Annotated in this window: 21 protein-coding genes; 4 read left to right on the forward strand and 17 right to left on the reverse strand. The window is 54.4% G+C overall.

Annotation, left to right across the window (positions count from 1 at the left end):
- Positions 1-38 precede the first annotated feature (38 nt).
- Positions 39-443: a MarR family winged helix-turn-helix transcriptional regulator gene (locus LZ634_RS15325; protein ID WP_234506828.1), complete on the forward strand. Its 405-nt coding sequence runs from the start codon at positions 39-41 to the stop codon at positions 441-443.
- A 92-nt stretch (positions 444-535) separates the two neighbouring features.
- On the opposite strand, the gene rpoS is transcribed toward LZ634_RS15325, so the two are convergent.
- The 12 genes from rpoS to cysD form a co-directional block, all read right to left on the reverse strand.
- Complete coding sequence (gene rpoS / locus LZ634_RS15330) at positions 536-1,528, reverse strand: RNA polymerase sigma factor RpoS (RefSeq protein WP_052282148.1); 993 nt, start codon at positions 1,526-1,528, stop codon at positions 536-538.
- A 115-nt stretch (positions 1,529-1,643) separates the two neighbouring features.
- A complete protein-coding gene (gene nlpD / locus LZ634_RS15335) occupies positions 1,644-2,741 on the reverse strand; it encodes a murein hydrolase activator NlpD (RefSeq protein WP_234506860.1) in 1,098 nt (365 codons plus the stop codon).
- Positions 2,742-2,914: 173 nt separating this feature from the next.
- Entirely contained in the window at positions 2,915-3,544 is a 630-nt protein-coding gene (locus tag LZ634_RS15340) for a protein-L-isoaspartate(D-aspartate) O-methyltransferase (protein WP_234506829.1), read from the reverse strand.
- Complete coding sequence (gene surE / locus LZ634_RS15345) at positions 3,538-4,299, reverse strand: 5'/3'-nucleotidase SurE (RefSeq protein WP_234506831.1); 762 nt, start codon at positions 4,297-4,299, stop codon at positions 3,538-3,540. The genes LZ634_RS15340 and surE overlap by 7 nt, the downstream gene beginning before the upstream one ends.
- The gene (gene truD / locus LZ634_RS15350; protein WP_234506833.1) at positions 4,280-5,329 is read right to left on the reverse strand and encodes a tRNA pseudouridine(13) synthase TruD; all 1,050 of its coding nucleotides are present in this window, start codon (positions 5,327-5,329) and stop codon (positions 4,280-4,282) included. Before truD ends, surE begins: the two co-directional genes overlap by 20 nt.
- Positions 5,326-5,805 (reverse strand): 2-C-methyl-D-erythritol 2,4-cyclodiphosphate synthase, encoded by a 480-nt coding sequence (gene ispF, locus LZ634_RS15355; protein ID WP_061283199.1) that lies wholly within the window; start codon positions 5,803-5,805, stop codon positions 5,326-5,328. Before ispF ends, truD begins: the two co-directional genes overlap by 4 nt.
- A complete protein-coding gene (gene ispD / locus LZ634_RS15360; protein WP_234506835.1) occupies positions 5,805-6,515 on the reverse strand; it encodes a 2-C-methyl-D-erythritol 4-phosphate cytidylyltransferase in 711 nt (236 codons plus the stop codon). The genes ispF and ispD overlap by 1 nt, the downstream gene beginning before the upstream one ends.
- 19 nt (positions 6,516-6,534) lie before the next feature.
- Positions 6,535-6,852 carry a cell division protein FtsB gene (gene ftsB / locus LZ634_RS15365; protein ID WP_234506837.1) on the reverse strand — a complete coding sequence of 106 codons (318 nt, stop codon included), beginning with the start codon at positions 6,850-6,852 and terminating at the stop codon, positions 6,535-6,537.
- Positions 6,853-7,013: 161 nt separating this feature from the next.
- Complete coding sequence (locus tag LZ634_RS15370; RefSeq protein WP_234506839.1) at positions 7,014-7,340, reverse strand: DUF3561 family protein; 327 nt, start codon at positions 7,338-7,340, stop codon at positions 7,014-7,016.
- 43 nt (positions 7,341-7,383) lie between these two features.
- Positions 7,384-7,989, reverse strand: coding sequence for an adenylyl-sulfate kinase (gene cysC / locus LZ634_RS15375; protein WP_234506840.1), 606 nt, complete (start codon positions 7,987-7,989; stop codon positions 7,384-7,386).
- Positions 7,989-9,416 (reverse strand): sulfate adenylyltransferase subunit CysN, encoded by a 1,428-nt coding sequence (cysN, locus tag LZ634_RS15380; RefSeq protein WP_234506842.1) that lies wholly within the window; start codon positions 9,414-9,416, stop codon positions 7,989-7,991. The genes cysC and cysN overlap by 1 nt, the downstream gene beginning before the upstream one ends.
- Positions 9,417-9,425: 9 nt before the next feature.
- Positions 9,426-10,334, reverse strand: coding sequence for a sulfate adenylyltransferase subunit CysD (gene cysD, locus LZ634_RS15385; RefSeq protein WP_234506845.1), 909 nt, complete (start codon positions 10,332-10,334; stop codon positions 9,426-9,428).
- A 327-nt stretch (positions 10,335-10,661) separates the two neighbouring features.
- On the opposite strand from cysD, the gene LZ634_RS15390 reads away from it, so the two are divergent.
- Entirely contained in the window at positions 10,662-11,708 is a 1,047-nt protein-coding gene (locus LZ634_RS15390; protein WP_234506847.1) for an aminopeptidase, read from the forward strand.
- Positions 11,709-11,772: 64 nt separating this feature from the next.
- On the opposite strand, the gene LZ634_RS15395 is transcribed toward LZ634_RS15390, so the two are convergent.
- From LZ634_RS15395 to cysJ, 4 genes are all read right to left on the reverse strand, one after another.
- On the reverse strand, positions 11,773-11,925 hold the full coding sequence (locus LZ634_RS15395; RefSeq protein ID WP_106926090.1) for a Hok/Gef family protein: 153 nt from the start codon (positions 11,923-11,925) through the stop codon (positions 11,773-11,775).
- Between the two features lie 269 nt (positions 11,926-12,194).
- Positions 12,195-12,929, reverse strand: a complete 735-nt coding sequence (gene cysH, locus LZ634_RS15400) for a phosphoadenosine phosphosulfate reductase (RefSeq protein WP_234506849.1) — start codon at positions 12,927-12,929, stop codon at positions 12,195-12,197.
- Positions 12,930-12,990: 61 nt separating this feature from the next.
- A complete protein-coding gene (gene cysI / locus LZ634_RS15405; protein WP_234506851.1) occupies positions 12,991-14,703 on the reverse strand; it encodes an assimilatory sulfite reductase (NADPH) hemoprotein subunit in 1,713 nt (570 codons plus the stop codon).
- Complete coding sequence (gene cysJ, locus LZ634_RS15410; RefSeq protein ID WP_234506853.1) at positions 14,703-16,505, reverse strand: NADPH-dependent assimilatory sulfite reductase flavoprotein subunit; 1,803 nt, start codon at positions 16,503-16,505, stop codon at positions 14,703-14,705. Before cysJ ends, cysI begins: the two co-directional genes overlap by 1 nt.
- A gap of 428 nt (positions 16,506-16,933) precedes the next feature.
- On the opposite strand from cysJ, the gene queD reads away from it, so the two are divergent.
- Complete coding sequence (gene queD / locus LZ634_RS15415; RefSeq protein ID WP_234506856.1) at positions 16,934-17,299, forward strand: 6-carboxytetrahydropterin synthase QueD; 366 nt, start codon at positions 16,934-16,936, stop codon at positions 17,297-17,299.
- 164 nt (positions 17,300-17,463) lie between these two features.
- Positions 17,464-18,705, forward strand: coding sequence for a bifunctional glucose-1-phosphatase/inositol phosphatase (gene agp / locus LZ634_RS15420; protein WP_234506858.1), 1,242 nt, complete (start codon positions 17,464-17,466; stop codon positions 18,703-18,705).
- Positions 18,706-18,799: 94 nt separating this feature from the next.
- On the opposite strand, the gene queE is transcribed toward agp, so the two are convergent.
- Complete coding sequence (queE, locus tag LZ634_RS15425; protein ID WP_234506863.1) at positions 18,800-19,471, reverse strand: 7-carboxy-7-deazaguanine synthase QueE; 672 nt, start codon at positions 19,469-19,471, stop codon at positions 18,800-18,802.
- Positions 19,472-19,592 lie beyond the last annotated feature (121 nt).

Consider the following 19,592-nt stretch of genomic DNA (forward strand, 5'->3'; position numbering starts at 1 on the left):
CTATCATGGAGGATACGCATTTTTAAGATGGGGTTTTCATGGAGTTAAGAAACGAAGCATTTCACCTGCTACGCCAGCTTTTTCAACAGCACACGGCACGCTGGCAGCACGAATTGCCGGAGCTGACCAAACCCCAGTATGCGGTTATGCGCTCGATTGCCGAACATCCAGGCATTGAACAGGTCGAACTCACCGAAGTCGCCGTCAGCACAAAAGCCACGCTGGCAGAGATGCTCAGTCGAATGGAGAGCCGTAATCTGGTGAGACGCGAGCCCGATCCTGCCGATAAACGTCGGCGATTTGTGTTTCTCACGCCGGAAGGAGAGGCCTTGTTAAACACCAGAAAACCAATCGGCAACGGCGTAGACGAAGAATTTCTCGGCAGGTTGAGCGATGAAGAGCGCGCGCTGTTTACCAAACTGGTGCGAAAAATGATGGGCTAGCGGCGCGGCCTCAAAGCCATGGGGCACTTTGCCATCCCGAGCGGCAAAAGAAAAAGGCCAGTCACAGACTGGCCTTTTTGACGAATGTTCACTTACTCGCGGAACAGTGCTTCGATGTTAAGCCCCTGACCCTGCAGGATTTCCCGCAGACGGCGCAGACCTTCAACCTGAATCTGACGTACGCGTTCGCGGGTCAGACCGATTTCACGGCCCACATCTTCCAGCGTTGCCGCTTCATAGCCCAGCAGGCCAAAACGACGCGCCAGCACTTCACGCTGCTTGGCGTTCAGTTCGAACAGCCATTTGACGATGCTTTGTTTCATATCATCGTCCTGCGTGGTGTCTTCCGGGCCGTTTTCATTTTCATCGGCCAGGATATCCAGCAGCGCTTTTTCAGAATCCCCGCCCAGTGGCGTATCAACTGAAGTGATGCGTTCATTGAGGCGCAGCATCCGGCTAACGTCATCAACGGGCTTATCCAACTGTTCTGCTATCTCTTCGGCGCTCGGCTCGTGATCCAGTTTATGTGACAGTTCACGCGCGGTACGCAGATAGACGTTCAGTTCTTTAACGATATGGATTGGCAGACGGATTGTGCGGGTTTGGTTCATGATAGCCCGTTCAATAGTCTGACGGATCCACCACGTGGCATAGGTTGAAAAGCGGAACCCACGCTCCGGGTCGAACTTCTCTACGGCGCGAATCAGCCCCAGGTTGCCCTCTTCGATAAGATCCAGCAGTGCCAGACCACGATTGCCATAACGGCGAGCAATTTTCACTACCAGACGGAGGTTGCTTTCAATCATCCGGCGGCGTGAGGCGACATCGCCACGCAGAGCACGGCGAGCAAAGTAGACTTCTTCTTCTGCGGTTAATAATGGAGAATAACCGATCTCCCCCAGATAAAGCTGAGTCGCATCGAGTACACGTTGAGTGGCACCCTGCGATAAAAGCTCCTCTTCGGCGAGTTCGCTGTCACTGGGTTCCTCTTCATTCAGGACTTTTTCATCAAAAGTCTCTGCTCCATTCTCATCAAACTCCGCATCTTCATTTAAATCATGAACTTTCAGCGTATTCTGACTCATTAAGGTGGCTCCTACCCGTGATCCCCAGGCAATGCACCTTAGCATGTCACTTTTCAGGTAGCCCCTGCTGCTGCCGACGCCACCTGAAAGCGTTCATGTGAAGTACTTTGCCGAATTATCGCTGCGGTAAATACTGCAGCGGGTTGACGGATTTCCCCTTGTAACGAATTTCAAAATGCAAACGTGTCGAACTTGTGCCTGTGCTACCCATGGTAGCGATTTTCTGCCCCACCTTGATATCTTGTTGCTCTTTTACCAGCATCGTATCGTTATGAGCGTAAGCACTCAGGTAATCATCGTTGTGTTTGATGATAATAAGATTACCGTAACCGCGCAGTGCGTTACCGGCATAGACGACGCGCCCATCGGCGGTTGCGACGATTGCCTGTCCTTTACTGCCCGCAATATCGATACCTTTATTGCCACCGTCGGTGCCGCTAAAGTTTTCGATAATCTTGCCGTCAGTAGGCCAGCGCCAGGAAGAAATTGGCGAGCTGGTTGATGTACTGCTGGCAGTCGCTACGGTTGTGCTCGTAGTAGGTGCTGTTACAGGCGCTGTGACGGTAGTCGTCGTAGGCTTGTTATTAGGCAACATTTTATTAGCACTTTGTTCACCTGAATCCTCAGAATACGTAATTGTCGTAGTCGACGCAACAGCCCCGGTTGAATTTTGTGCAGGTTTTGAGACTAATCCGGAATTTCCGCTACTGGTCTGCGCACTCGCTATCGCGACCGGGTTATTACCGGTAATCGGCTGACCTGACGCATTGCCTACCTGCAGTACCTGGCCTACGTTCAATGCATAAGGTGCGGCAACATTGTTACGCTGCGCAAGGTCGCGGAAGTCGTTGCCGGTCACCCAGGCAATATAGAACAGCGTGTCGCCGTGCTTCACCGTATAGGTGCTGCCACCTGCGTAGCTGCCTTTTGGAATATCACCGTACTTACGGTTGTAGACGATATGACCATTTTCCATTTGCACCGGCTGCTGTGCGACCGGCTGAACCACGCGCTGCTGTGGTTGAATCTGCTGCGTCTGAACCGGCTGTACCGGTTGAATCTGAGGTGTGGACTGCGCCGTGCTGCCCATTTTTGGCGGCGGTGTAATCAGCATGCCGGAGCTGGTGCTGCCAGAGCCGTTGCTGTTGACGGTGCTAACGGGCGCTGGCGCATTATTCGATGAAGAACAACCGGCCAGCCAAAGTGAAATCAGTGACAATGCCACTACACGATTAACGTTAAATTTAGGGCTTCCCGCGCTCATTTATCCCCCAGGAATAGGTTAACTGCCAGTGACTTAATACCGCGCAACGCACGTCATGAACACTGGAAAACGTGTTCACCATACGCTGAATTAGGCTGAAAACCCTCAGAAAAATCCGGGTCTCAGGCCAGTTCCCCCTTCACCAGAGGGACGAAGCGAACGGCCTCGACGGTATCAATAATAAATTCGCCTCCCCGCCGATGAACGCGTTTCAGATACTGCTGATCATCGCCCACGGGTAATACGAGAATGCCGTCGTCATCCAGCTGCGACATTAACGCAACCGGAATCTCCGGCGGAGCCGCCGTCACGATAATGGCGTCAAACGGGGCACGAGCCTGCCACCCCTGCCAGCCATCGCCATGACGGGTAGATACATTATGCAAATCAAGCTGCTTCAGGCGACGCCTTGCGTGCCATTGCAGACTTTTAATCCGCTCAACCGAGCAGACATGGTGCACCAGATGCGCCAGAATCGCCGTCTGGTAGCCCGAGCCGGTGCCGATTTCCAACACTCGGGACTCCGGCGTCAGCTCGAGTAATTCAGTCATGCGCGCCACCATATAAGGTTGCGAAATGGTTTGCCCCATCCCGATAGGCAGCGCTACGTTGTCCCACGCACTGTGTTCAAACGCTTCATCGATAAACTTTTCGCGCGGTACCTGCGCCAGGGCATCAAGCACCCGCTCATCGCGAATGCCAAGCTGGTGAAGCTGGTCCAACAGACTCTGGATGCGTTTACTGACTACCATTGCGCGTCGACCCTCACCTGCTCCAGCCAATCGGACACCACTTCATGTGCGCTATGCGCAGTGAGATCCACGTGCAGCGGAGTTACCGAAACGTAACCGGCGTCAACGGCGGCAAAATCCGTATCCGGACCCGCATCGCACCGATCCCCCGGCGGACCAATCCAATACAGCGTGTTACCGCGCGGATCCTGCTGTGGAATCACTTTATCCGCTGGGTGGCGGCTGCCACAGCGCGTCACGCGAATCCCTTTGATTTGATCAAGAGGCAGATCGGGGACGTTGACGTTCAGAATACGCCCGGTGCGCAGCGGCTCGCGGGCCAGCGCCCGCAGCAGCGAACAAGTCACGGCGGCCGCCGTCGCATAGTGCTGATGGCCGTTTAACGAGACGGCCAGAGCCGGAAAACCTAAATGACGGCCTTCCATTGCGGCCGCGACCGTGCCGGAATAGATAACATCATCGCCCAGATTGGGCCCGGCATTAATTCCGGAAACCACAATATCCGGACGCGGACGCATGAGCGCATTGACGCCCAGGTAGACACAATCCGTTGGCGTGCCCATCTGCACGGCAATGTCGCCATTATCGAAAGTGAAGGTACGGAGCGAAGATTCCAGGGTCAGCGAGTTTGATGCGCCACTGCGGTTACGATCGGGTGCAACGACCTGAACCTCGGCAAATTCCCGTAAGGCTCTGGCCAACGCCTGAATTCCTGGCGCATGAATCCCGTCATCGTTACTCAGCAATATTCGCATAATCACCTGTTGTATTGATAAGTTCCCTTACCACGCTGGTTGCAAAGCTGCCTGCGGGTAGCCAGAAACGCAGTTCGACGGTGACATCGTCCCACCAGTTCCAGCTCATTTGCTGCGGATAAAGCAGCATCGCGCGGCGAGCGGCCTCAACTTTTTCGCGCTCAAGCAAAGACTGCAGCGCGGTTTCTTCAGCCAGCACGGTTTTTTCAAATTCCAGCGCATCGCGCTGAGTTCCCCAGTCGCCGCTACCCGGCAGCGCTGCGGTAATCATCAATTCACGCGCGTCGACGCGAGCCTGCAAGATTGCCTGCTCCTCAAGGCTGGCAACAAACCAGCTGCCACGCCCGGATAATTGTAGCGCATCGCCGTCAACAACTTGATTAAAGTCCGGTTTTTTTAGGCGTTCACTCACAATCTGATTAAACAACGCGCTGCGGGCCGCCGACAACCAAAAACTGCGTTTATTACGATCGCGCACCGGTGCTCCGCTTTCCGCCCAGCGCAGCGCGCCCAGCAGGTTGCTGCCGCCAATCCCGAAGCGCTGAGAGCCAAAGTAGTTAGGCACGCCACGGTCAACAATTGCCTGCAAACGGGCTTCGACTTCGTCGCGCCCTTTGATTTCGCGCAGCACCAGCGTGAACTGATTGCCTTTGAGCGCCCCTAAACGCAGCTTACGCTTATGGCGCGCATATTCCAGTACCTGGCAGCCTTCCAGCTGAAACTGGGTTAAATCCGGCATTTCTTTGCCCGGCACGCGAGCGCACAGCCACTGTTCAGTGACTGCATGTTTATCTTTTTGCCCGGCAAAGCTCACTTCACGGGCGTGTATTTTAAGGAATTTGGCGAGCGCATCGGCAACAAAGCGGGTGTTACAGCCATTTTTCAGAATGCGGACCAGAATATGTTCGCCTTCGCCGTCCGGTTCAAAACCCAAGTCTTCAACCACCAGAAAATCTTCCGGATTGGCCTTCAGGAGCCCCGAACTCTGCGGCTTATCGTGCAACCAGGTCAACTCATCAAACGCTATCATGACGTCGCCTTATTCAGCAGCGCAACCGCTTCGCAGGCAATGCCTTCCCCACGGCCGGTGAAGCCGAGCTTCTCGGTGGTGGTTGCTTTAACGTTGACATCATCCATATGGCAGCCGAGGTCTTCGGCAATAAACACGCGCATTTGCGGGATATGCGGCAGCATTTTCGGCGCCTGAGCGATGATGGTGACATCAACGTTACCCAGCGTATAACCCTTGGCCTGCACGCGTTTCCATGCCTCGCGCAGCAATGCGCGGCTGTCGGCACCTTTGAAAGCCGGATCGGTATCCGGGAACAGTTTGCCGATATCTCCCAGCGCCGCGGCGCCCAGCAGTGCATCGGTCAGCGCATGCAGCGCGACGTCACCGTCGGAGTGCGCCAAAAGCCCTTTTTCATACGGGATACGCACTCCGCCAATGATAATCGGGCCTTCGCCTCCAAAGGCGTGTACGTCAAAACCGTGTCCAATTCGCATTATGCTTTCTCCGGGTTACCCGTACGGGTGAGGTAAAATTCAGCAAGCGCCAGGTCTTCCGGGCGAGTAACTTTAATATTATCAGCGCGTCCGGCAATCAATTCAGGGTGAAAGCCGCAATGCTCTAAGGCTGACGCTTCATCGGTAATCGTTGCCCCTTCGTTCAATGCACGAGTCAGGCAATCAAGCAGCAGCTCACGTGGGAAAAACTGGGGCGTCAGCGCGTGCCACAAATCGTTACGATCGACCGTATGGGCAATCGCTGTTTTTCCTGGTTCAGCACGTTTCATCGTGTCACGAACCGGTGCGGCGAGAATTCCACCAACGCGGCTGGTTTCGCTCAGGCTTAACAAACGCGCTAAATCGTCCTGATGCAGACATGGGCGGGCAGCGTCATGTACCAGAACCCACTGCACATCTCCGGCGGCACGCAGGCCAGCCAGAACGGAGTCAGCGCGTTCGGCACCGCCATCAACGACGGTAATCTGCGGATGTTGAGCAAGAGGGAGCTGCTGGAAGCGTTCGTCTCCGGGAGAGACGGCGATAATCACCCGCTGGACGCGGGCATTAGCCAGCAGCGCGTCCACCGAATGTTCAAGAATCGTTTTGTTACCGATTGAGAGATATTGTTTTGGGCAATCCGTTTGCATGCGGCGGCCAAATCCGGCTGCCGGCACCACGGCGCATACGCCCGGAAAAGTTACGGCCATGTCGTCATCCTGGGACTGATTATCGATTAGTTTGCGTTTGCCCCGCGCTCTGGTTGCGCCTGGACGCATCCGGCACCAGACGATAAAACGTTTCGCCCGGACGGGTCATGCTCAGTTCGTTACGAGCACGTTCTTCGATAGCTTCCTGCCCGCCGTTAAGATCATCTATTTCGGCGAAAAGCTGATCGTTGCGCGCTTTTAATTTTGCGTTGGTATCTTGTTGTACAGACACATCGTCGTTGACCCGGCTAAAGTCGTGAAGACCATTTTTACCGAACCATAAGGAATATTGTAGCCAGACCAGCAAAGCCAGTAATAGCAGCGTTAATTTACCCATCCTGCCCCCTGAAAAACGGCACTATCATCCCATAACTTGCCGTCGGACTCCACTCCGGCCGCAGGTGATACTGCATATCGCCGGAAATGTACCACATTTCACGCGCGCAAAGGCATGTCTTGTCCCGGTCAATCAGGCGACGGGTGTCTCATGCAAACGCCTTAACTCATAATCCACATGAATAACAAACCACACAGTAAGGCAACCGTCGCCAGGGTCGTCACAATGGTATAACGCAGCCTGCCCTTCACCAGGGAGTGAAAAGCAACACCGATAACGACCGCTACGGGCATCAGAGCCAGGAAAAAAGGCCATGTGTACAGAAAGAAGAATAGCGTGTTATTGCCATAGTGCAGATAGGGGATCCCCAGCGCCATCAACCATGCGACAAAGCCGACAAACGCCCCTGACAGAGACCAGTTGGTTTCATCATATGTGGGGGCGAGTGACTCTGTTTGGGCCACGTTGAGGTTCTGAGTATTACGCATAATTAATCCTGTTAGGCCGGAGTCAGCAAACTCCGGTACCTTTTCAGGATCTGATAATATCGCTCTGCCTCAGTAGATCTAATAATTGCGCAACCAAATTTGTTACTAATTGTTCACCATCAAGATGAATAGCGGGCTGCTCTGGGGATTCATATGCTGAATCAATCCCAGTAAAATTACGCAGTTCACCGGCACGCGCTTTTTTGTACAATCCTTTAGGATCGCGCGCCTCGCAGGTTGCCAGTGAGGTATCGACAAAGACTTCAAAGAAACGATCATCCCCCACCCGCTCGCGTACCATCTGGCGCTCAGCACGGTGCGGCGAAATAAAGGCGGTCAGAACCACCAGCCCAGCATCCACCATCAGTTTCGCCACTTCACCAACGCGGCGAATATTCTCTTTACGATCGCCGTCGGTAAACCCGAGATCGCTGCACAGGCCATGGCGTACGTTATCGCCATCAAGCAGATAGGTACTCACACCAAGCTGATGCAGCGCTTCCTCCAGCGCTCCGGCGACGGTGGATTTTCCCGAGCCCGAAAGCCCGGTGAACCACAGCACAACTCCACGGTGACCGTGGAGTTGCTCACGCTGCTGCGCGGTGACGGGATGGGCGTGCCAGACGACATTTTCGTCATGCTGAGCCATTATTTTCCTCCCAGCAAATCGCGAGCGCCCCAGTGAGGGAAGTGTTTGCGAACCAGAGCGTTAAGTTCCAGCTCAAAAGCGCTGAACTCAGACGCCACGCCAGTTTGCTCGGTATTCGGCTCACGCACCATACCGGCACCCACCGTGACGTTGGTTAAGCGGTCGATAAAGATCAGGCCACCGGTCACCGGGTTCTCCTGATATTTGTCGAGTACCAGCGGCTCATCAAAAGTGAGATCCACCAGACCAATGCCGTTCAGCGGTAGCGCGTCAACGTCGCGCTGAGTCAGGTTGTTGATATCTACCTGATACTGAATACCGTCCACGCGAGCGCGGGTTTTCTTGCCAGCAACTTTGATGTCGTAGCTTTGCCCGGCAGCCAGCGGCTGCTCTGCCATCCATACCACGTCTACCGAAGCGCGCTGTACCGAAGGTAAAGTATCCTGCGCATCCAGCAGCAAATCGCCGCGGCTGATGTCGATTTCGTCTTTAAGAACCAGCGTCACCGCTTCACCGGCGGCGGCTTCCTGCAGATCGCCGTCAAAGGTCACGATACGCGCAATGCTGGACTCAACGCCCGATGGCAGCACTTTAATACGCTGTCCCACCTTCACGCTGCCGGAAGCAATCGTACCGGAGAAACCGCGGAAATCGAGGTTTGGACGGTTAACGTACTGCACCGGGAAACGCATTGGCTGGGTTTCAACCGCGCGACGAATCTCAACGGTTTCCAGCACTTCCAGCAGCGTTGGGCCGCTGTACCATGGGATATTCGCGCTTTGGCTCGCCACGTTATCGCCTTCCAGCGCCGAAAGCGGCACAAAGCGAATGTCCAGGTTGCCCGGCAGCTGTTCCGCAAAGGTCAGATACTCTTCGCGAATCGTGTTAAAGGTCTCTTCGCTGTAGCCGACGAGATCCATTTTGTTAATCGCCACCACCAGGTGTTTGATGCCCAGCAGCGTCGAAATAAAGCTGTGGCGGCGGGTCTGATCCAGCACACCTTTGCGCGCATCGATAAGCAGAATCGCCAGATCGCAGGTGGAGGCACCGGTCGCCATGTTACGGGTGTACTGCTCATGCCCCGGGGTGTCGGCAATAATAAATTTACGTTTCTCGGTGGAGAAATAGCGATAAGCCACGTCGATGGTAATGCCCTGCTCGCGCTCGGCCTGTAAGCCATCCACCAGCAATGCCAGATCGAGCTTCTCACCCTGGGTCCCATGACGTTTGCTGTCGTTGTGCAGCGATGAAAGCTGATCTTCATAAATCTGTCGGGTGTCGTGCAGCAGGCGGCCAATCAGCGTACTTTTGCCGTCATCCACGCTACCGCAGGTCAAAAAGCGCAGCAGGCTTTTGTGCTGCTGGGCGTGCAGATACGCTTCAACCCCGCCTTCATCGGCGATTTGTTGTGCAATAGTGGTATTCATGGCGGCTCCTTAGAAATAACCCTGACGTTTTTTAAGCTCCATGGAGCCGGCCTGGTCGCGGTCAATCATGCGTCCCTGACGTTCACTGGTGGTCGAGACCAGCATCTCTTCGATGATTTCCGGCAGCGTCTGCGCGTCAGACTCTACCGCGCCGGTCAGCGGCCAACATCCCAGGGTACGGAAACGCACCATCTGTTTTTTGATGACTTCACCCGGCTGTAAATCAATCCTGTCGTCATCGATCATCATCAGCATACCGTCACGTTCCAGTACCGGACGCTCGGCGGCCAGATACAGTGGAACGATCTCAATATTTTCCAGGTAGATGTACTGCCAGATATCCAGTTCGGTCCAGTTAGAAAGCGGGAAGACGCGGATACTTTCCCCTTTGTTAATCTGGCCGTTGTAGTTATGCCACAGCTCCGGGCGCTGGTTTTTTGGGTCCCAGCGGTGGAAGCGGTCACGGAAGGAGTAAATGCGCTCTTTGGCGCGGGATTTCTCTTCATCGCGGCGCGCGCCGCCGAAGGCTGCGTCAAAACCGTATTTATTCAGCGCCTGCTTCAGCCCTTCGGTTTTCATGATATCGGTATGCTTAGCGCTACCGTGGACAAACGGGTTGATACCCATTGCCACCCCTTCCGGGTTTTTGTGTACCAGTAGCTCACAGCCGTACGCTTTGGCGGTGCGGTCGCGGAACTCGTACATCTCGCGGAATTTCCAGCCGGTATCCACGTGCAGCAGTGGGAACGGTAACGTGCCTGGGTAAAACGCCTTGCGCGCCAGATGCAGCATTACGCTGGAATCTTTACCGATGGAGTACATCATCACCGGATTAGAGAATTCGGCGGCCACCTCACGGATGATATGGATGCTTTCCGCCTCCAGTTGCCGCAGGTGAGTAAGTCGTTTTTGGTCCATAACCATTCCTTAAGCCTGATTCATCGCATGTCTGTTGTGTGTTGGGGCTTGATAGCGTCGTCAGCACGGTTTGTTTGTTATTGCGGGTGGGTGCTACAACTCGCTAACAATCAGCAATAGAGGGACTATAGGGGGAGGCTAAGACCAAATGAAATTACGAAAAGGAATGAGTTGTTACTGAAAGGAATAACGGGATAGAAAAGCAAATGTCAAAAAGTGCTTAACACGCTATTTTTCCGGCATTTAAGAGCATTTGAAATTGTGTAATGAAAATCACGGTTTCATACTAGGCGCGTCTATTTTTTTGCTCTGTTGTAAGGATTACCTATGTTCTCCGCACTGCGCCACTGCATGGCAGCCCTGGCGCTCGGCGTATGTATTACTCTCCCGGCGCACGCGGCAACCGCCCCGCTGGGCACCATCGCCAATACTCAGGCTCGTTATATCGCCACCTATTTCCCAGGCCGAATCACCGGTACACCCGCTGAGATGCTCTCTGCGGACTACATTCGCCAGCAGTTTGCCCAAATGGGCTACCAGAGCGATATTCGCACCTTCAGCAGCCGCTACATCTATACCAGCAAAGACAACCGTAAAAACTGGCATAACATAACCGGGAGTACCGTTATCGCGGCGCATGAAGGCAAATCCAGCCAGCAAATTATCGTGATGGCGCATCTGGATACCTATGCCCCCCACAGCGACAGCGACGTAGAAAAAAATCTCGGCGGCCTAACGCTTCAGGGTATCGACGACAATGCAATGGGCCTTGGCGTGATGCTGGAACTGGCTGAACGCTTTAAAAACATTCCCACGCAATACGGGATCCGCTTTATCGCTACCAGCGGTGAAGAGGAAGGAAAACTCGGTGCCGAGAATCTGTTAAAGCGCATGAGCAGCGGCGAGAAGAAAAATACGCTGCTGGTGATTAACCTCGATAACCTCGTCGTGGGCGACAAAATCTATTTTAACAGCGGCGTGAAAACCCCGGCCTCGGTACGTAAACTGACCCGCGACCGCGCGCTGACGATAGCTCACAGCCGCGGTATTGCCGCAGCAACGAACCCCGGGCTAAATCCCCAGTATCCACAAGGAACTGGCTGCTGTAATGATGCCGACGTGTTTGATAAAGCGGGGATCCCGGTGCTTTCCGTTGAGGCCACCAACTGGTCGCTGGGCAAAAAAGACGGCTTCCAACAGCGAGCAAAAAGCGCCAGTTTCCCGGATGGCACCAGCTGGCATAACGCCCATCTCGATAACCAGCAATATCTTGATAAAGCGCTGCCGGGACGAATTGAACGCCGCAGCCGCGAAGTGGTTCGAGTAATGATGCCGCTGATGAAAGAGCTGGCGAAAGCGGAGAAACGCAGCTAGTACGGATGGGTGCTGAGGATAAATCTAAACAGTCAATACGCGGGGATTTCTCCCCGCGTAATTGCTACTTCTTCGGTTCGTAAGCGAGAATAGCCTTAAACTCCATACCCCGCTCCCGGATACTCAATTCGCACAGCGAATCGCGCACCATCAGCGTGAATCCTAATGCCGTTGCACACAGCACAATGATTGCCACCAGGGCATACTTTGTCAGCATATCTTGCCTCCCTGCAAAGAAGAGGCTAACATTTGAACTGTCTGGGTTCATACGCTGGCCTCAGGTTGATAGAAATATCGCCTGGGGCTTTCGTCTTTCTGGAACCCTGAAAATGCCCAAAGCCCAAAAAGCCTCAAGCACCCGGTGAGATTCTATAACCGACCGGCGCAGTCTCATGTTTCCTGACGCCAAATCTGGAAGCGCACTCGCATGCTAAAAAAAACGCCCCCGGCGATAAAGCAGGAGGCGCTGAATTTTTACAGTTCGGCTTAGCCTTCGTGCAGACCGCACTCGCGTTTTAGCCCAAAGAAGCGCGTCTCTTCTTCCGCCATGCCCGGCTCCCATTTACGGGTGGTATGGGTATCGCCGACCGACAGGTAGCCCTGATCCCACAGCGGATGATATTTCAGGCCATGCTTTTGCAGATACTGGTAGACCGTCCGGTTATCCCAGTCGATGATCGGCAGCACCTTAAACACTCCGCGCTGGATAGCCAGCACCGGCAGCGTGGCGCGGCTGCCGGACTGTTCGCGGCGAAGGCCAGCAAACCAGGTTTGCCCATTCAGCTGTTCCAGCGCCCGATTCATCGGCTCAACTTTGTTGATGTCATTGTATTTCTCAATGCCTTCAACGCCCTGCTCCCACAGCTTGCCGTAGCGCGCTTCTTGCCAGGCGGCGCTTTCTTTCGCGCGGAAGACCTGCAGGTTGAGTTTGAGTTTGTCCGTTAACTCGTCAATAAACTGATAGGTCTCCGGGAACAGATAGCCGGTATCGGTCAAAATAACCGGGATATCCGGGCGAATCTGATTCACCAGATGCAAACTGACTGCCGCCTGAATCCCAAAGCTTGAAGAGAGTACATATTCGCCGGGCAGGTTTTCCAGCGCCCAGGCCACGCGCTCTTCGGCAGTCAGCTTTTCCAGTTGGGCATTGGTTTCCGCCAGCGCCAGCACGCGGTCAACTTTCGGCAGTTCGTTTAGCGCGTTTAGATCGAGTTTGGACATAGGTTCCTCACTGTTCGCTTTGCCGGATGGGGCAATAGCACCGCCATCCGGCAATCAGACGTTATTCCCAGAAATCTCGCGCTGGATCGAGCACCGGGCGAATGATGCCCGCACGCACCGTAAAGTCGCCGAAGCCTTCACCCGCTTCGCGCTCTTTCGCCCAGCGCCCAACCAGTTCGTCAATCGAGCCAAGGATCTCCGGCTCGGTAATATTTTCGCGATACATACGTGGAATTCGCGACCCGCTGCGGTTGCCACCGAGATGCAGGTTGTAGCGACCCGGCGCTTTCCCCACCAGACCAATTTCCGCCAGCATTGCACGGCCACAGCCGTTCGGGCAGCCGGTCACACGCATGACGATATGCTCGTCAGGAATGCCATGTTTCTCCAGCACCGCTTCCACTTTGTCGGTAAACGACGGCAGGAAACGTTCGGCTTCCGCCATCGCCAGTGGACAAGTCGGGAACGACACGCAGGCCATCGAGTTTTCACGCTGCGGTTTCACCGCATTCATCAACCCGTGGTCACGCGCCAGCTTCTCGATTGCCGCCTTCTGGCTTTCCGGTACGCTGGCAATAATCAGGTTCTGGTTAGCGGTAATACGGAAATCGCCTTTGTGGATTTTGGCTATCTCAAGCAGCCCGGTTTTCAGCGGACGACCTGGATAATCCAGAATACGGCCGTTTTCAATGAACAGCGTCAGGTGCCAGTTTTTGTCGATCCCTTTCACCCAACCAATGCGGTCGCCACGGCTGGTAAATTCATACGGGCGAATCGGCTCAAACTTGATCCCCGCGCGGCGCTCCACTTCCTCTTTGAAGGTGTCGACGCCGACGCGCTCAAGGGTGTACTTAGTCTTGGCATTTTTACGGTCGGTACGGTTACCCCAATCGCGCTGGGTGGTCACCACCGCTTCTGCCACCGCCAGGGTATGCTCCAGCGGCAGGAAGCCAAACTCACTCGCCGTGCGGGCGTAGGTTTTCTTGTTGCCGTGTTCGATAGATAAACCGCCGCCCACCAGCAGGTTAAAGCCTATCAGCTTGCCGTTTTCCGCGATGGCCACGAAGTTCATGTCGTTGGCGTGCAGATCGATATCGTTCTGCGGCGGGATCACCACGGTGGTTTTAAACTTACGCGGCAGATAGGTCGCACCAAGGATCGGTTCTTCGTCGGTGGTGGCAACTTTCTTCTGATCGAGCCAGATCTCCGCATAAGCGCGAGTCCGCGGCAGCAGATGTTCAGAGATCTTCTTCGCCCACTCGTAGGCTTCGGCGTGCAGCTGCGACTCGTACGGGTTGGAAGTACACAGCACGTTTCGGTTCATGTCGTTCGCGGTCGCTAACGCATCAAGACCGACCGAGTGCAGCATCTGGTGCACCGGCTTAACGTTCTTTTTCAGAATGCCGTGGAACTGGAACGTCTGACGGTTAGTCAGGCGGATGCTGCCGTATATGGTGTTATCGGCGGCAAATTTATCGATCGCTTTCCACTGCGTAGGGGTGATAACCCCGCCCGGCAGGCGGCAGCGCAGCAGCATCGCGTGACGCGGCTCCAGCTTCTGTGCAGCACGTTCAGCGCGTATATCGCGGTCATCTTGCTGATACATACCGTGAAAACGGATCAGCAGGAAGTTATCGCCGTGGAAGCCGCCGGTCAAACCATCGTTAAGATCTTCCGCGATGGTACCGCGCAGGAAGTTACTCTCACGCTTCATGCGTTCGGCGTCAGTCAATTTGCCTTCGACCACTAAAGGCCCTGGGTATTTTTCGCTCATTAGTAGACATCTCGCTGATAACGGCGCTCAACGCGCAGCTCACTTAAAAATTCATCCGCCGCTTCGATGTCCATTGCACCGAATTCAGCAATCACTTCCAGCAATACCTGCTCGACGTCTTTCGCCATGCGATTGGCGTCGCCGCAGACATAAATGTGGGCACCGTCATTAATCCAGCGCCACAGCTCTGCGCCCTGTTCGCGCAGTTTGTCTTGTACGTAGACTTTTTCTTTTTGATCGCGAGACCAAGCCATATCAATACGGCTCAGTACGCCTTCTTTTACGTAGCGCTGCCACTCAACCTGATAGAGGAAATCTTCGGTGAAGTGTGGGTTACCGAAGAACAGCCAGTTCTTACCTTCTGCGCCATCGGCAGCACGCTGCTGCATAAAGGCACGGAACGGTGCGATGCCGGTACCTGGGCCAATCATAATTACCGGCGTTTGTGGGTTGGCGGGCAGGCGGAAGTTGTCGTTGTGCTCGATAAACACGCGCACTTCGCCCTCTTCTTCCACGCGATCGGCGAGGAAGCTGGAGGCACCACCCGCACGGGCGCGGCCTTCAATATCATAGCGAACCACACCCACGGTGACGTGCACCTCGCTCTCGACTTCCGCCTGTGCAGAAGCGATGGAGTACAGGCGAGGCGTCAATGGGCGCAGCAGGCCGATTAACGCTTCGGCATCCAACTGTGCCGGGGAGAACCGCACCATATCAACGATTGGCGTGGTCGCGGCATACTGCTGCAGCTGCGCCTTATCGCCCACCAGCGGCAGCAGCGATTCACTGCGGGTCAGCGTGGCGTAGTTTTCTACGATATTGGCGGTGTTCACCGTCAGTTCGAAATGCCACTGCAGCGCTTCGGCCAACGGCAGGGTTTTGCCGTCTACGGTGACAGGCTCATCGCCTTTTAACCACAGCAGCTCAACCAGCTCTTTGACCAGCTCAGGATCGTTCTGGTACCAGACGCCCAGCGCATCGCCCGGCTGATAGCGCAGGCCGGAATCACCGAGATCGATTTCAATATGGCGAACGTCTTTTTCTGAATCGCGGCCGGTAATTTTCTGGTTAACCGACAGCGACGCAGTCAACGGGGCTTCTTTGGTATACGGGCTGCTATGAATGTCATTCACTGCGCCGCTTGCCGCGACGGCAACCGATGGTGCTGCCGGAGCGCGGGCTTTCAATACCTCGACCAGACGCGCGCGCCATTCGGCAGCCGCAGGCTGGAATTCCACATCGGCATCCACACGGTCGAGAAGGCGCTCACCCCCTAGCTCAGCCAGCTTGCTGTCGAAGTCTTTACCGGCCTGGCAGAAGAATTCATAAGAAGTGTCGCCAAGGCCCAGCACCGCAAAGGCGGTACCGTTGAGCTTCGGCGCTTTTTTTGAGAACAGGAACTTATGCAGTGCAACGGCTTCTTCCGGCGCTTCCCCTTCACCCTGTGTGGAAGCAACGATAACCAGCAGTTTTTCTGACGCGATTTGTTTGAATTTATAATCCCCGGCGTTCACCAGGTTCACGTTCAGTTTTTCTGCCAGCAGGTCATCACGCAGCGCTTCGGCAACCCGGCGGGCGTTGCCCGTTTGCGAGGCGGAGATAAGCGTAATGGCCGGCGCTTCAACGGCGGCCGGCGCCGGCGTTAACGCCACGGCACCCGGCTGCTGATTAAGCACGCCCCAAAAATAGCCGGAAACCCAGGCAAGCTGGGTTGGTGATAAATCAGTGGTTGCCGCCTGGAGGCGAGCCAGCTGTTCCGTATTAAGCGGAAGCAAAGCTGAAGGGGGAGACTGTGTTGTCATGCGTTGTTATGTTCCAGTAGCAAAGCGGTTTTCTAAACAAGAAAAACGAAACCCTAAATTATTCGGATTGCGGAAAGGCGGCGAGGGAGAGAATCCCCGGGAGCGTACAAAAGTACGTGACTGGGGTGAACGAACGCGGCCAACGCATCTGCAATCTGAAGAATGACGGATAAACTAAATGTAAGGTTAACGACGACGATAATAACAATTAAAGAAGGGATAGAAATATCAAATAACCAAATGGACTAACCTGTTTTCCTGGTAGTTTATAACGATAAAACAGGTTGAATAACTTATTGATATAACTAAAAAATAATTAACAAGACGCGTGAGTTTTGTACTCATTGCCTATTTGGCCGTTTTAGTTAATGCAGAAAAATGTGCTTTCCGGTACTATGCGGCGTTTTTTTCCGCAAGACTGAGAGTTCATGATGTCCACTACACTGTTTAAAGATTTCACCTTCGAAGCCGCCCACCACCTGCCGCATGTACCGGAAGGACATAAGTGCGGGCGCCTGCACGGGCACTCGTTTATGGTGCGTCTTGAGATTACCGGTGAAGTTGATCCGCATACCGGCTGGATCATGGATTTCGCCGAACTGAAGGCGGCGTTCAAGCCGACCTACGATCGTCTGGATCACTATTACCTGAACGATATTCCGGGCCTTGAGAATCCGACCAGCGAAGTGCTGTCCCGCTGGATTTGGGAACAGGTAAAACCGGTTGTGCCGTTGCTGAGCGCGGTGATGGTAAAAGAGACTTGCACCGCTGGCTGCATCTATCGCGGCGAATAATTTTGCCCGCACGCGGGGAGCGCATTCGCGACTCCCCCGCCCCTTCCTGAATTTCGCTATCACATTCATTTATCTAATTTTTCATTATGCGGCACGTGACCCGGAAAAAGGGTGAAGTTGTGCCAGACTCATTAGGTTGGTCAATACATAATGAGGAAATAGGGATGAAGAAAACGTTTCTTGCCGCGGTACTGCCCGCACTGTTTTTCGTTTCTGGCGTATCTCAGGCACAGACACCACCGGACGGCTACCAGCTCCAGCAGGTTCTGATGATGAGTCGTCACAACCTCCGCGCACCGCTGGCGACCAACGGCAGCGTGCTTCAACAGTCCACACCGAAAAGCTGGCCTGAATGGGAAGTTCCCGGCGGCCAGTTGACCACCAAAGGCGGCGTGCTGGAGGTCTATATGGGCCACTACATGCGCGAGTGGCTGGCACAGCAGGGGATGGTCACCAGCGGTGAATGCCCGGCACCCGAAACGGTTTACACCTACGCCAATAGTCTGCAACGTACCGTCGCCACCGCCCAGTTCTTCATCAATGGCGCTTTCCCGGGCTGTGACATCGTCATTCATCACCAGGATAAAATGGGTACCATGGACCCAACCTTTAATCCGGTGATTACCGATGAGTCCACGGCTTTTCGCGACCGCGCAGTCCAGGCGATGGAAAAAGAGCGCCAAAGCCTGAAGCTTGATGAGAGCTATAAGCTGCTGTCGCAGATTACGGATTACCAAAACTCACCGGCCTGCAAAGAAAAACAAGCGTGTTCGTTGAGCGATGCTAAAGATAGTTTTAGCGCCAACTATCAAAAAGAACCCGGAGTGAAAGGCCCGCTGGCCATCGGTAACTCGCTGGTTGATGCCTTTACGCTGCAATATTATGAAGGGTTCCCGCTTGATCAGGTGGCGTGGGGAGAAATCAAAACCGATCAGCAGTGGCGCGTGTTGTCACAGCTGAAAAACGGCTATCAGGATAGCCTGTTTACCTCCGCAGAAGTCGCGCGCAACGTGGCAAAACCGCTGGTGAAATATATCGATAACGCGCTAGTCACCGATGCCGCGAAGACGCCAAAAATCACCGTATTGGTTGGGCATGACTCCAATATCGCCTCAATGCTGAAAGCCCTGGATTTTGATACCTATACGCTGCCGGGTCAGTATGAACGCACGCCGATTGGCGGGAAAATTGTGTTCCAGCGCTGGCACGATACGAAAGGCAACCGCGAATTGATGAAGATTGAATATGTCTATCAGAGCACGGAGCAGCTGCGTAACGCCGATAAACTGACGCTGGAAACCCCGCCGCAGCGCGTCACGCTGGCACTGAAGGGCTGCCCGGTTGATACCAACGGTTTCTGTCCGATGGATACCTTCTCAAAAGTGATGAATGAGGCTGCGAAGTAGCAGTTGATAGAAGTGATTCCCCAAGTCGGCGCAATCCGCCGACTTGGGGCTACGATTCGGCCAGGCAGACCGAATGCGTTGAGCGATGCCGGAATCAGGCGATATTCAAATACTTGTGCGTCTGCATCGACAGCCGCCAGTTGCGAGCAATACAGGTTTCAATGCACAGACGCGTGGCGTCATCTTTCTGACTAATTGGCTGCAGCGCAATGATGCGCGGCTTATCGTCAGAGAGGGTTTCCAGCAGTTCGTCCAGCGCTTCAATATCACGTACGCGGCCCACCGGATGCTTGATTTCATCGGCACGAACCAGCGCCTGCGACAGCACATCATAACCACCGCGCATATTGACCTTCGGCGACACGGTCACCCAGGTATTGTGGCTGCAGCGCACTTCATGAGTGCCGCTGGTTTCAATCTGGCAGCTGTAGCCATTTTGCTCCAGCAGTTCCGTTAACGGGGTTAAATCGTGGATGCATGGCTCGCCGCCGGTAATCACCACATGGCGCGCGGTCCAGCCCTGACGGCCAATAATCGCCAGCAGATCTTCACTGCTCGCCGCGCCCCATTTGTCGCTCTCTTTGGTTTTCGCCAGGATACTGAACAGAGACACTTCCCGATCGCTTAGCTTTTCCCAGGTATGTTTGGTATCACACCAGGCGCAGCCCACCGGGCATCCCTGTAGACGAATAAAAATGGCGGGAACGCCGGTAAAATAGCCTTCACCCTGCAGGGTCTGGAACATTTCGTTAATCGGGTACTGCATCATCGACTCTTCAGTAGTAGTAAACCGTTATTATTGCATACTTCGCGCCAACTATCCCTCGCACTTCTTGCGCAACGGGCTGACAATGTTCTATGCAGTCGCAGGTGATGCTGCCAACTTA

Origin of the sequence: Kluyvera intermedia, from assembly GCF_021440345.1 — a bacterium.
GTDB lineage: Bacteria > Pseudomonadota > Gammaproteobacteria > Enterobacterales > Enterobacteriaceae > Kluyvera > Kluyvera intermedia_A.

Excerpts from the sequence above, each read along its gene's own strand:
- rpoS (WP_052282148.1), bottom strand. The coding sequence starts at position 1,528 with ATGAGTCAGAATACGCTGAAAGTTCATGATTTAAATGAAGATGCGGAG.
- queE (WP_234506863.1), bottom strand. The coding sequence starts at position 19,471 with ATGCAGTACCCGATTAACGAAATGTTCCAGACCCTGCAGGGTGAAGGC.
- surE (WP_234506831.1), bottom strand. The coding sequence starts at position 4,299 with ATGCGAATATTGCTGAGTAACGATGACGGGATTCATGCGCCAGGAATT.
- cysC (WP_234506840.1), bottom strand. The coding sequence starts at position 7,989 with ATGGCTCAGCATGACGAAAATGTCGTCTGGCACGCCCATCCCGTCACC.
- ftsB (WP_234506837.1), bottom strand. The coding sequence starts at position 6,852 with ATGGGTAAATTAACGCTGCTATTACTGGCTTTGCTGGTCTGGCTACAA.
- truD (WP_234506833.1), bottom strand. The coding sequence starts at position 5,329 with ATGATAGCGTTTGATGAGTTGACCTGGTTGCACGATAAGCCGCAGAGT.
- LZ634_RS15370 (WP_234506839.1), bottom strand. The coding sequence starts at position 7,340 with ATGCGTAATACTCAGAACCTCAACGTGGCCCAAACAGAGTCACTCGCC.
- LZ634_RS15340 (WP_234506829.1), bottom strand. The coding sequence starts at position 3,544 with ATGGTAGTCAGTAAACGCATCCAGAGTCTGTTGGACCAGCTTCACCAG.
- LZ634_RS15390 (WP_234506847.1), top strand. The coding sequence starts at position 10,662 with ATGTTCTCCGCACTGCGCCACTGCATGGCAGCCCTGGCGCTCGGCGTA.
- agp (WP_234506858.1), top strand. The coding sequence starts at position 17,464 with ATGAAGAAAACGTTTCTTGCCGCGGTACTGCCCGCACTGTTTTTCGTT.
- LZ634_RS15395 (WP_106926090.1), bottom strand. The coding sequence starts at position 11,925 with ATGCTGACAAAGTATGCCCTGGTGGCAATCATTGTGCTGTGTGCAACG.
- cysH (WP_234506849.1), bottom strand. The coding sequence starts at position 12,929 with ATGTCCAAACTCGATCTAAACGCGCTAAACGAACTGCCGAAAGTTGAC.
- cysN (WP_234506842.1), bottom strand. The coding sequence starts at position 9,416 with ATGAATACCACTATTGCACAACAAATCGCCGATGAAGGCGGGGTTGAA.
- LZ634_RS15325 (WP_234506828.1), top strand. The coding sequence starts at position 39 with ATGGAGTTAAGAAACGAAGCATTTCACCTGCTACGCCAGCTTTTTCAA.
- cysI (WP_234506851.1), bottom strand. The coding sequence starts at position 14,703 with ATGAGCGAAAAATACCCAGGGCCTTTAGTGGTCGAAGGCAAATTGACT.
- queD (WP_234506856.1), top strand. The coding sequence starts at position 16,934 with ATGATGTCCACTACACTGTTTAAAGATTTCACCTTCGAAGCCGCCCAC.
- ispF (WP_061283199.1), bottom strand. The coding sequence starts at position 5,805 with ATGCGAATTGGACACGGTTTTGACGTACACGCCTTTGGAGGCGAAGGC.
- cysD (WP_234506845.1), bottom strand. The coding sequence starts at position 10,334 with ATGGACCAAAAACGACTTACTCACCTGCGGCAACTGGAGGCGGAAAGC.
- ispD (WP_234506835.1), bottom strand. The coding sequence starts at position 6,515 with ATGGCCGTAACTTTTCCGGGCGTATGCGCCGTGGTGCCGGCAGCCGGA.
- cysJ (WP_234506853.1), bottom strand. The coding sequence starts at position 16,505 with ATGACAACACAGTCTCCCCCTTCAGCTTTGCTTCCGCTTAATACGGAA.